This is a genomic window from Cupriavidus necator (assembly GCF_040578825.1).
GTDB lineage: Bacteria > Pseudomonadota > Gammaproteobacteria > Burkholderiales > Burkholderiaceae > Cupriavidus > Cupriavidus necator_E.
In genome coordinates this window covers 1-11,933 of sequence record NZ_JBEFLI010000118.1, presented here as the reverse complement: position 1 = coordinate 11,933, position 11,933 = coordinate 1, and the positions used below count along the sequence as shown (strand labels likewise).

Sequence of the window (11,933 nt, the reverse complement as noted above, 5' to 3'; positions counted from 1 at the left end):
ATCTTCTGCAGTACGCCCATGATCGTTCTCCGCTATGGTCTCGCTTGGGCTTGGGCTTGGGCTTGGGCTTGGGCGGGTCCGGCGGCGCCTCCTGCTTGGGCTGCTCGAGCGGAATGATGCGGGCGATGATCTCGGGTGCGATTACGGCCTCGGTCAGCTTACGGCCGAGGCCGCTCTGGATCAGGTAAAGCAGGCCGACGTGGAACAACAGGACGGCAAGCGTAATCTTGAAGAAGCGTTGGTCGAACATGTGTCAACAACAATAGTCTGCCGGCAGGCGCAACGTCAGGCCTGCAGCGGCGCACGCAGCGGTACCCGTGCACCGTCACTTGCGATAAAAGAGAATCAGCGAGATGCCGCAACCGACCAGCAGGCTGAGCAGCAATACCATGATAAACGCTCCTACAACAGGGTTGCCGGGGGAGCGCCACTCTGGGGCAGCGTGTCAGCGGGCGAGTATAAACGATAATGATTCTTATTTGTTGTGATTTGTGCGTCGCAACTGGAATTTTCCGCCAGCTCACGTTATACCGCCAAGTCCAGGCAACGTTTTTGAAACGATTAGCGGCATTGCTCGCGGGTTTGCGCACCCGCCACCATCCGGATGCTTCGGTGGGCCAGGCCACAGTCGCTGGCGCCCGATCCGCCACCGCGTGCACGGAAGGCGGCAAAGCGCGCTAGCATAGGAAGAAACTGCAGACGAGGTGGTGCGCCGGTCGCGCGCCCCCGCCACGGCGCGCTCGGGGAACCCGTCCATGGACTTCACACGTTCCGTTGAAGATGACCGATCGACGCTCCTGCGCTCCATGCCCGGGACGTCGTCCAGCTCGGCGCTGGACTGGATGTGCGCCCAGTTTGCCCTGCGCGTGGTCTGCGCGCTGGGCCCGCGCTTCAACCTGCGCAGCAATATCAACGATGTCCTGACCGTCAGCGCGCAGGAAATGGTGTGGCCGTACGGCGTGGTGCTGCGCGTGCAGCGCTTCCTGGCCGCGCGCTGCGCCGACATGCCCGCCTGGAAGGGGGCCTCGCGCCTGACCCCTGAGGAATTCCTGGACCGCCACGGCCAGTGGAACAGCGCCTTCGACGAAAGCGCGCTGTTCTATTACCTCGACGAGTACGTCAAGCACCACGCCAAGGATATGTTCGCGGTCTTCGACGCCTCGGCCGCGGCCATCGCCCAGCGGCTGGAAGGCGAGCGCGTGCTGCTGGTGCGCAATATCGACATGCTCAGCCATGTGCTGGACTTGCCCGACCACGAGCGCAAGCTGCTGCTGTACGCGGCGCTGGCCAAGTACAAGCGCGACCTGCGCGCGGTGATGGTCGACTGCAAGGTGGCGCACAGCCAGGAGGCGTTCCAGATCCTGGCCGGCCTGACCGGCGCCGGCGCCGCCGACGTGGCCGCCTCGCTGCGCCCGGGCTCGCGCCTGGAGACGCTGAACCTGATCGAGCAGCCGCTGCCGGAAAACAGCGTGACCGACCTGGGCGACCTGATGCGGCTGTCCGACCGGCTGCTGCACGTGCTGCTGGGCAACTACGCCAACGAGGCCGAGATGATGGCGGTCTTCACCCGCCCGGCCGCGCCGCCCACGCTGACCACCGCCGACTACCCCCATGTCGAGACCGATGCCCGCTACCTGTGCGCGCTGCTGTCCAACGCCACGCGCCAGCACGCCAGCGGCGTCAACGTGCTGATCTACGGCCCGCCCGGCACCGGCAAGACCGAATTCGCGCGGCTGCTGGCGCGCGAGGCCGGTTGCGAGCTGTACGAAGTCGATTGCCTGGACCGCGACGGCAACAGCCTGTCGGGCAAGGACCGCTATCGCTCATTGCAGGTGTCGCAGGCGTTCCTGCGCGGCCGTGCGCATACCGCATTGCTGTTCGACGAAGTGGAAGATGTGTTCCCCGGCAGCGCGCGCGAGCTGATGAGCCTGTTCGGCCAGGAGGACGCGCGCGCCTCCGTCAACGGCAAGGCCTGGGTCAACCAGACGCTGGAGCAGAACCCGGTGCCGGTGATCTGGATCTCCAATTCGATCCGGCAGATCGATCCGGCCTACCTGCGCCGCTTCCAGTTCCACCTCGAGCTGAAGATCCCGCCGCCGCTGGTGCGCGAGAACATCATCCGCAAGCACCTGGGCGGGCTCGATGTCAGCGATGCCTTTATTGCCTCGCTGGCGGGGCGCAAGACGCTGACGCCGGCACAGGTGCAGTCGGCCGCGCGCTTTGTCGAGCTGGCGCGGCCCGATGTCGAGGAACCGGTCGAGGCGCTGATCCTGCGCCAGCTCGAGCACGCCGACCGCGCCATGGGGCTGCGTCCCGAGGCCGAGGCGCGGCCGGTGGTCACGCACTACCGGCTCGAGAACCTGCATCTCGAAACCCGCTACGACGTGGTCAAGATCGTCGAGGCGCTGCGCGTGCGCCAGCGCGGCACGCTGTGCTTCTACGGGCCGCCGGGCACCGGCAAGACCGCGCTGGCCGAGCATATCGCCGCCGAGCTCGACCTGCCGTTGATGATCCGCCGCGCATCCGACCTGATGAGCAAGTACGTCGGCGAGACCGAGCAGCAGATCGCCACGATGTTTGCCCGCGCCGAGGAAGACGGCGCGGTGCTGCTGCTAGACGAGGCCGACAGCTTTATGCAGAGCCGCCAGCAGGCGGTGCGCAACTACGAGATTTCCGAGGTCAACGAGATGCTGCAGGGCATGGAGCGCTTCAACGGCATCTTTATCTGCACCACCAACCTGTTCGACCGCATCGACGAGGCCGCGCTGCGGCGCTTCTCGTTCAAGATCCGCTTCCTGTCGCTGAAGCCCGCGCAGCGTGCGGCGATGTTTGTCGACGAGGCGCTCGATGGCGATGCCGCGCGCCTGACCGATGCAATGCGCCGCGAGCTGGATGCGATGGATTGCCTGACGCCGGGCGATTTCGCCACGGTCAAGCGCCAGTGCGTGCTGCTGGGCGAGGCGCTGACGCCGGATGAATTCCTGGCGCAGCTACGCCAGGAGCATGCGATCAAGCCCGAGGTGCGGCAGCACCGGCCGCTGGGCTTTCTGCAGTAGGGCAGGCGCCCGCTAGAGGGGCGGCGCCGGCTCGATCACCACCGTTTCCGCATCGGTTTGCACCTGCAGCAGCGTGGCCGCCATCGCGCGCAGATGCGCGGCGTCCTTGGTGGAGGCAAAGCGGTCGCGCGGGGCCCCCTCGGGCGCCGCAGCGAGGCCGTGTTCGGCGAGCTTGCGGGCGAGCTGGCGTGCAATCGCGCTGCCGGTGTCGACCAGCGCCAGCTGTTCGCCCACCATCGCACGGATGGTGCCGGACAGGAAAGGGTAGTGGGTGCAGCCCAGCACCAGCGTGTCGGCGCCGGCTTCAAGCATCGGTGTGAGATAGGCATCGAGCCGCTCGCGCACGGCGGGGCCGTCGACATCGCCTTGCTCGATCAGTGACACCAGGCCTAGGCCGGCTTCGCAGATAAAGCGGCTTTCACCGTCCAGCGACGCCAGCAGCCGCGCGAACTTGGCGCTCTTGAGCGTGTTGGCGGTCGCCAGCACGCCCACCACTTTGCTGCGGCTGGCCGCGGCGGCGGGCTTCAGGCCCGGCTCGACGCCGATAATCGGCACCTGCAGCTGCTTGCGCAGCAGTTCCACGGCATGGCCAGTGGCGGTATTGCAGGCAACCACCAGCGCCTTGCAGCCTTGCGCGATCAGCCATTCGCAGGCCTGCAGCGTGCGCGCCTCGACAAAAATCTCGGGCTTCTCGCCGTACGGCGCATATTTCGAATCGGCGAGGTACAGCAGCGATTCATGCGGCAACAGCGCGCGGATCTCGCGCAGCACGGACAGGCCGCCAAGGCCGGAATCGAAGACGCCGATGGGTGCGGGGTTCACGGGATCAGTGTTGCAACAGGAAACAGGGCAGAAAAAAGCCGGGTCGGAACCCGGCTTTCTTGAGCGCGACGGCAGATTCTACCGCCTCGCCGACGTTACAGCGCCGCGACCGGAATCTTGCCGATCTTGGCCTGCCATTCCGCGGGGCCGGTCTTGTGCACCGAAGTGCCTTCGCTGTCCACCGCGACGGTCACCGGCATGTCCTTCACCTCGAACTCGTAGATGGCTTCCATGCCCAGGTCTTCGAAGCCAACCACCTTGGCCGCCTTGATCGCCTTGGCCACCAGGTAAGCCGCACCGCCGACCGCCATCAGGTAAGCCGACTTGTGCTTCTTGATCGCCTCGATCGCCACCGGACCGCGCTCGGCCTTGCCGATCATCGAGATCAGGCCGGTTTCGGCCAGCATCATCTCGGTGAACTTGTCCATGCGCGTGGCAGTGGTGGGGCCGGCGGGGCCGACGGCTTCGTCGCGCACCGGATCGACCGGGCCGACGTAGTAGATCACGCGGTTCTTGAAGTCTACCGGCAGCTTCTCGCCCTTGGCCAGCATGTCGGCGATGCGCTTGTGCGCGGCGTCGCGGCCGGTCAGCATCTTGCCGTTGAGCAGCAGCGTCTGGCCCGGCTTCCACGAGGCCACTTCTTCCGGCGTCAGCGTGTCCAGGTCGACGCGCTTCGAGGTCTCGGTGTTAGGTGCCCACTCGACCTTCGGCCATTGCGACAGGTCGGGCGCTTCCAGCCTGGCCGGGCCGCTGCCGTCCAGCGTGAAGTGCACGTGGCGGGTGGCGGCGCAGTTGGGGATCATCGCCACCGGCTTGGACGCGGCGTGCGTCGGGCAGGCCATGATCTTGACGTCCAGCACGGTGGCCAGGCCGCCCAGGCCCTGCGCGCCGATGCCCAGCGCGTTGACCTTTTCGTACAGTTCGACGCGCAGTTCCTCGACCCAGTCCTTCGGGCCGCGGGCGATGATGTCCTGGATGTCGATGGACTCCATCAGCGATTCCTTGGCCATCACCATGGCCTTCTCGGCGGTGCCGCCGATGCCGATACCCAGCATGCCCGGCGGGCACCAGCCGGCGCCCATGGTCGGCACGGTCTTCAGCACCCAGTCGACGATCGAGTCCGACGGGTTCAGCATCACGAACTTGGACTTGTTCTCCGAGCCGCCGCCCTTGGCCGCGACCTGGATGTCCACGGTGTTGCCCGGCACCACCTCGTAGTGGATCACGGCCGGGGTGTTGTCCTTGGTGTTCTTGCGGCCGCCTTCGGGCGGGCTGACGATCGAGGCGCGCAGCACGTTGTCCGGGTGCGTGTAGCCGCGGCGCACACCCTCGTTGATCATGTCGGTCAGGCCCATGGTGGCGCCATCCCAGCGCACGTCCATGCCCACCTTGACGAAGACCGTGACGATGCCGGTGTCCTGGCAGATCGGGCGCTTGCCCTCTGCGCACATGCGGCTGTTGGTCAGGATCTGCGCAATCGCGTCCTTGGCCGCCGGGCTCTGCTCCAGCTCATAGGCGCGGCCCAGGCTGGTGATGTAGTCCATCGGGTGGTAGTAGCTGATGTACTGCAGGGAGTCGGCGACGCTCTGGATGAGGTCTTCTTGCTTGATGACAGTCATTTTGTGGGGGTGGGCAGCGGTGAAACACAGCGCGAAATCATACACTGAGCCAGGGCCTTCTGCCCGGATGCATACATCCGTCTACACAAGCGGATGTGGCGCTGGCGCCCCAACATAAAAAACCGCGGCACCCGGCCGCGGTTCTATGTGAGGCTTAGGCCCAGCGTCCTCTTAATGTGTGCCCGGCTTCGCATGGGCCCCGGCCGGGTGCGACACCATCCGGTCCACCCACGCCATGGCCAGCGCGGACGCCAGAAACGCCACATGGATCGCCACCTGCCACATGATGGTGTGACTGGAGCGCTGCTCGGCGTCGATAAAGGTCTTCAGCAAATGGATCGAGGAGATCCCGATCAGCGCCATCGACAGCTTGACCTTGAGCACACCGGCGTTGACGTGGTCCAGCCATTCCGGCTCGTCCGGGTGGTTGTCGATGCCCAGCCGCGAGACGAAGGTCTCATAACCGCCCACGATCACCATGATCAGCAGGTTGGAGATCATCACCACGTCGATCAGGCCCAGCACCACCAGCATGATCTTGTTCTCGTCGAACTCGGTCACATGCGCCAGCAGGTGCCAGACTTCGACCAGGAAATGGTAGACATAGACGCCCTGGGCCACTATCAGGCCGAGGTAAAGCGGCAGCTGCAGCCAGCGCGACGCGAAGATGATGCTCGGGATCGGCCGCAGCGTGGCTTGCGGCTTGGTGATGGGATTGGAGGCCATGGGCGGGGCGGTGTCGGCGAGTTGAAAGTCGGCGGGGATTGTACCAAGCGTGGATGGCGGGACTGTGTTACCGACCGTAACCGACGACTGTTACCGTTCCGCGCTGGCCGCCTTGCCGCGCAGGGCGCCGCGCGCGATCCGGCCGGGCCAGCTCGCCAGCACGATGCCGGCCAGCACGCACGCCAGCGCCACGCCGTGCGGCCAGCCCGGCTGCTCGCCGAGGAAGACGATGCCATAGGTCGCCGCCGCCACCGGCAGCACGGAGGTGAACACGCCCGCCACCTGGCCCGGCACATGCCGGATGCCCTTCATCCACAGCCAGAACGAGAACACGCTGGCCGACAGCGCGTACCACAGCAGCATCAGCCAGGTTTGCGTGGGCACCGTGGAGGCATCGAAGGTCAGCAGCGGCACCAGCCCCAGCGGCAGCATCAGCAGCCCGCCGATCAGGTGGGTATAGGCGCAGATCTCGATCGCCGCCAGCGTCTGCGTAAGCCGGCGCGACAGGATCACGTAGATCGATTCGCACACCACGGCGCCCAGGATCATCAGGTTGCCCAGCCATGCCTGGCTGCCGTGGCCGGTGCCATGCGAGTCGCCGCGCGCGATATTGAGCACCGCGATACCGGCCACCGCCAGCAGCACCGACATCACCGTGCGCCGCGACAGCCGTTCACGCAGCAGCAGCCACGACAGGATCGCCACCGTGGCCGGGATGGTGCTGGTGATCACACCGGCGGCCATGGCGCTGGTCAGCCGCACGCCGTTGAGCATCAGCAGCGTAAACAGGAAGGTGCCGAAGAACGCCTGCAGGAACAGGTTCAGCCATTCGCCGCGCGAGACCCGGCGCATGCGCGCCGGCCGGTACCACGGCGCCAGGCAGACGATGGCGACGACAAAGCGCAGCAGCGCGAACAGCAGCACCGGCACATGGGCGATGATCGATTTGCCGAGCCCGACATTGCTGCCGACCAGTGCCATCGAGGCGACCAGCAAGAGGGCGTAGACCGGGCTGTAGGAAGCGGTCGGGGCTGAGGTCTGGCTCGAGGTCTGGGCGGGAGGGGTGGCGGACACGGGTACTGCCTCGGTCGCAGCGATCGCAGAAGGGAGAGGGGAGGCGGCCACCGCAGGTCAAGGCCAGCGCCGCGTTCAGGTATAGGGCTCGCGGCATTATAGCTGTGCTAGCCTAATGGAGAAGGCTGCACTTTCGCGGCGCGCCCCCCGACTTTTCCCGCTGCATTGCAACAAGTTGCAGGCCCCACCCCGGCGGACCGACGCTTTTACCGTCAGGTTTAAGTAAGCCGTCGGGCGTAACGTGGCAGCCAAAGCCAGTCCAATATCAGGAGACCAGTCCATGTCCGCCATCGAATCGGTGATGCACGAGAATCGCGTGTTCAACCCGCCCGAAGAGTTCGCACGGCAAGCCGCAATCCCCAGCATGGAGGCCTACCAGGCCCTGTGCGACGAAGCCGAGCGCGACTATGAAGGCTTCTGGGCCCGCCACGCACGCGAGCTGCTGCACTGGAACAAGCCCTTCACCAAGGTGCTGGACGAGAGCAACGCGCCGTTCTACAAGTGGTTCGAGGACGGCGAGCTCAACGCCTCGTACAACTGCCTGGACCGCAACCTGCAGAACGGCAACGCCGACAAGGTCGCGATCGTGTTCGAGGCCGACGATGGCACCGTCAGTCGCGTCACCTACCGCGAGCTGCATGCCAAGGTCTGCCGCTTCGCCAATGGCCTCAAGTCGCTCGGCATCAAGAAGGGCGACCGGGTCGTGATCTACATGCCGATGTCGGTCGAAGGCGTGGTGGCGATGCAGGCCTGCGCGCGCCTGGGCGCCACGCATTCCGTGGTGTTCGGTGGTTTCTCCGCCAAGTCGCTGCAGGAGCGGCTGGTGGACGTGGGCGCGGTGGCGCTGATCACCGCCGACGAGCAGATGCGCGGCGGCAAGGCGCTGCCGCTGAAGGCCATTGCCGATGACGCGCTGGCGCTGGGCGGCTGCGAGGCCGTCGGGCACGTGGTGGTCTATCGCCGCACCGGCGGCAACGTGCCCTGGACCGAAGGCCGCGACCTCTGGATGGAAGACGTCAGCGCCAACCAGCCCGACACCTGCGAGGCCGAGCCGGTCAGCGCCGAGCATCCGCTGTTCGTGCTCTACACCTCCGGCTCCACCGGCAAGCCCAAGGGCGTGCAGCACAGCACCGGCGGCTACCTGCTGTGGGCGCTGATGACGATGAAGTGGACCTTCGACATCAAGCCCGACGACCTGTTCTGGTGTACCGCCGATATCGGCTGGGTCACCGGCCACACCTATATCGCCTACGGCCCGCTCGCCGCCGGCGCGACGCAAGTGGTGTTCGAGGGCGTGCCCACGTACCCCAACGCCGGCCGCTTCTGGGACATGATCGCGCGCCACAAGGTCAGCATCTTCTACACCGCGCCGACCGCGATCCGATCGCTGATCAAGGCCGCCGAGGCCGACGAGAAGATCCACCCGAAGCAGTACGACCTGTCCAGCCTGCGCCTGCTCGGCACGGTCGGCGAGCCGATCAATCCCGAAGCGTGGATGTGGTACTACAAGAATGTCGGCAACGAGAACTGCCCGATCGTCGACACCTTCTGGCAAACCGAGACCGGCGGCCACATGATCACGCCACTGCCGGGCGCGACGCCGCTGGTGCCGGGCTCGTGCACGCTGCCGCTGCCGGGCATCATGGCCGCCATCGTCGACGAGACCGGCCATGACGTGCCCAACGGCAACGGCGGCATCCTGGTGGTCAAGCGCCCGTGGCCGGCGATGATCCGCACCATCTGGGGCGATCCGGAGCGCTTCAAGAAGAGCTACTTCCCCGAGGAGCTCGGCGGCAAGCTCTACCTGGCCGGCGACGGCTCGATCCGCGACAAGGACACCGGCTACTTCACCATCATGGGCCGCATCGATGATGTGCTGAACGTGTCGGGGCACCGCATGGGCACGATGGAGATCGAGTCGGCGCTGGTGGCCAACCCGCTGGTGGCCGAAGCCGCGGTGGTGGGCCGTCCCGACGACATGACCGGCGAGGCCATCTGCGCCTTTGTCGTGCTCAAGCGCGCGCGTCCGACTGGCGACGAGGCCCTGAAGATCGCCACCGAGTTGCGCAACTGGGTCGGCAAGGAAATCGGCCCGATCGCCAAGCCCAAGGACATCCGTTTCGGCGACAACCTGCCCAAGACGCGCTCGGGCAAGATCATGCGCCGTCTGTTGCGATCGCTGGCCAAGGGGGAGGAGATCACGCAGGACACCTCGACGCTGGAGAACCCGGCGATCCTGGAGCAGCTCAAGCAGGCGCAGTAATCCGCTAGCCGTGCATCCCCCAACGAACCCGCCGCCGCGTTCGCGCGCGCCGGCGGGTTTGTTACGATAGCGCCCCATCGACACCCGGACCGCCGCCCCATGCCCGATGCCCAGTCGCGCTTTCGCCGACGGCTGCTGCTGTACTACGGCCTGTTCACGCTAGGGTTGTTCAGTTTCGTCGGCATGATGGGGCTGCTGGAGCGCCCCAACGCCGATGCGCTGTGGCTGGGCTACGTCTTCCTGTTTATCACCATCGCGATCTATGCCTGCATCGGCCTGATCTGCCGCACCTCCGACCTGAACGAGTACTACGTCGCCTCGCGGCGCGTGCCGGCGATGTTCAACGGCATGGCGATCGCCGCCGACTGGATGAGCGCGGCATCCTTTATCGGCCTGGCCGGCATCCTGTTCTCGTCCGGCTACGAGGGTCTGGCCTACGTGATGGGCTGGACCGGCGGCTACTGTTTGGTGGCGTTCCTGCTGGCGCCATACCTGCGCAAGTACGGCGGCTACACCATCCCCGACTTCCTCGCCGCGCGCTACGGCAACGGCAAGCCCGGCGGCAACCTGCCGGTGCGGGCCATCGCGGTGCTGGCGGCGTCGCTGTGTTCCTTTGTCTACCTGGTCGCGCAGATCCAGGGCGTGGGGCTGGTGGTCACGCGCTTTATCGGCGTCGAGTTCGCGGTCGGCATCTTCTTCGGGCTGGCCGGCATCCTGGTCTGCTCATTCCTCGGCGGCATGCGCGCGGTCACGTGGACCCAGGTGGCGCAGTACATCATGATGATCGTCGCCTTCCTGGTCACGGTGTCGATGATCGCGTGGAAGCACCACCAGGAACCGCTGCCGCAACTGAGCTACGGCACGCTGCTGGCACAGCTCGACGCCCGCGAGCAGCAGCTCGAACGCGAGCCTGCCGAGCAGGCGGTGCGCGAGTACTACAAGCAGCAGGCCATCCTGCTGCAGGAACGCATCGCCCGGTTGCCGCAATCATTCATGCAGGAGCGCGATGCCCTCGACGCGCGCCTGCAGGATCTGCGCACACGCAATGCACCGCTGCGCGAGCTCAAGGCGCTGGAGCGCGAGCGGCTGGAGTTCCCGCGCGATGCCGCTGCCGCACAGCTGCAGTGGAACCAGCAGCGCGAAGACGCGCTCGCGCGCAGCCACCATTCGCGGTCATCGACCGAACCGTATCCCTCCGCATCGGAGCAGGAGCGCAAGACCAAGCGGCTCAATTTCGTGCTGCTGGTGTTCTGCCTGATGGTCGGCACCGCCAGCCTGCCGCATATCCTGACGCGGCTCTACACCACGCCATCGGTCAAGGAGACGCGCAACTCCGTGGCCTGGGCCGTGTTCTTCATCGCCTTGCTTTATGTCTCCGCGCCAACTCTGGCGGCGCTGGTCAAATACGAATTCTTCGAGCACCTGGTCGGCACGTCCTACGCCGACCTGCCGCAGTGGGTGGTGCAATGGCGCAAGGTCGACCCGCCGGTATTCGGCATCCGCGACGTCAACGGCGACGGCATCGTGCAATGGGCCGAGATCCTGCTGCAGCCCGACATGATCGTGCTCGCCGCCCCCGAAATCGCCGGGTTGCCCTACGTGATCTCCGGTCTGATCGCCGCCGGCGCGCTGGCCGCGGCGCTGTCCACCGCCGACGGCTTGCTGCTGACCATCGCCAATGCGCTGTCGCACGACGTCTTCTATCACATGGTCGACCGGCAGGCGAGCCACCAACGGCGCGTCACCACCGCCAAGATCGTGCTGCTCGGCGTGGCGCTGTTCGCCTCTTACGTCACCTCGCTACGGCCCGGCAATATCCTGTTCCTGGTCGGCGCCGCCTTCTCGCTGGCCGCCTCCAGCTTCTTCCCGGTGCTGGTGCTCGGCATCTTCTGGCGCCGCACCACCGCCGCCGGCGCCGTTGCCGGCATGGCCGCGGGCCTCGGCGTGGCGGTGTACTACATCTTCGTCAACTACCCGTTCTTTACCCGCATGACCGGCATTTTCGGCAACCGCTGGTTCGGCGTCGACCCGATCGCCTCCGGCGCCTTCGGTGTGCCCGCGGGCTTTGCCGTCGCGATCGTCGTCAGCCTGCTGACGCCGCGCAACGCGCCGGTGATCGACCGGCTGGTGAGCTACCTGCGCAGGGGGTAGGGCGGGGTACGGTGACGAAGCACTGGATTCGCCGCACAACTCTGCTATAATCGCGGACTTCCCGGAGAGATGGATGAGTGGTTTAAGTCGCACGCCTGGAAAGCGTGTATGGGTTAATAGCCCATCGGGGGTTCGAATCCCCCTCTCTCCGCCACTAAGCCCTTGATTTACAAGGGAAACAGGGCAGGCGGGCAGCGATTATTTCCCGCTGTTTACCGTCGA

At 66.0% G+C, this 11,933-nt stretch carries 7 protein-coding genes, 1 tRNA gene and 1 pseudogene; 4 read left to right on the top strand and 5 right to left on the bottom strand.

The annotated features are described in order from the left end of the window. Positions 1–250 (bottom strand): annotated as a pseudogene (locus AB1I47_RS32195) (hypothetical protein); the annotation flags it as partial. Positions 251–755: 505 nt separating this feature from the next. Here AB1I47_RS32195 and AB1I47_RS32190 point away from each other — a divergent pair. Then, on the top strand, positions 756–3,056 hold the full coding sequence (locus tag AB1I47_RS32190) for an AAA family ATPase (protein ID WP_354687711.1): 2,301 nt from the start codon (positions 756–758) through the stop codon (positions 3,054–3,056). Positions 3,057–3,068: 12 nt separating this feature from the next. Here AB1I47_RS32190 and murI read toward each other — a convergent pair whose 3' ends face one another. From murI to AB1I47_RS32170, 4 genes are all read right to left on the bottom strand, one after another. After that, positions 3,069–3,878, bottom strand: coding sequence for a glutamate racemase (murI, locus tag AB1I47_RS32185; protein WP_354687710.1), 810 nt, complete (start codon positions 3,876–3,878; stop codon positions 3,069–3,071). Between the two features lie 95 nt (positions 3,879–3,973). Next, positions 3,974–5,497 (bottom strand): fumarate hydratase, encoded by a 1,524-nt coding sequence (locus AB1I47_RS32180; RefSeq protein WP_354687709.1) that lies wholly within the window; start codon positions 5,495–5,497, stop codon positions 3,974–3,976. 171 nt (positions 5,498–5,668) lie between these two features. Beyond that, positions 5,669–6,223, bottom strand: a complete 555-nt coding sequence (locus tag AB1I47_RS32175; RefSeq protein ID WP_354687708.1) for a TIGR00645 family protein — start codon at positions 6,221–6,223, stop codon at positions 5,669–5,671. Between the two features lie 90 nt (positions 6,224–6,313). Beyond that, positions 6,314–7,204: a DMT family transporter gene (locus tag AB1I47_RS32170; protein WP_407935946.1), complete on the bottom strand. Its 891-nt coding sequence runs from the start codon at positions 7,202–7,204 to the stop codon at positions 6,314–6,316. 373 nt (positions 7,205–7,577) lie between these two features. On the opposite strand from AB1I47_RS32170, the gene acs reads away from it, so the two are divergent. The 3 genes from acs (at position 7,578) to AB1I47_RS32155 (ending at position 11,865) form a co-directional block, all read left to right on the top strand. After that, on the top strand, positions 7,578–9,560 hold the full coding sequence (gene acs, locus AB1I47_RS32165; RefSeq protein WP_354687707.1) for an acetate--CoA ligase: 1,983 nt from the start codon (positions 7,578–7,580) through the stop codon (positions 9,558–9,560). A gap of 99 nt (positions 9,561–9,659) precedes the next feature. Next, positions 9,660–11,711: a sodium:solute symporter family protein gene (locus tag AB1I47_RS32160; protein ID WP_354687706.1), complete on the top strand. Its 2,052-nt coding sequence runs from the start codon at positions 9,660–9,662 to the stop codon at positions 11,709–11,711. Between the two features lie 63 nt (positions 11,712–11,774). Continuing rightward, positions 11,775–11,865, top strand: a tRNA-Ser gene (locus AB1I47_RS32155). The last annotated feature ends 68 nt before the right edge of the window (positions 11,866–11,933 follow it).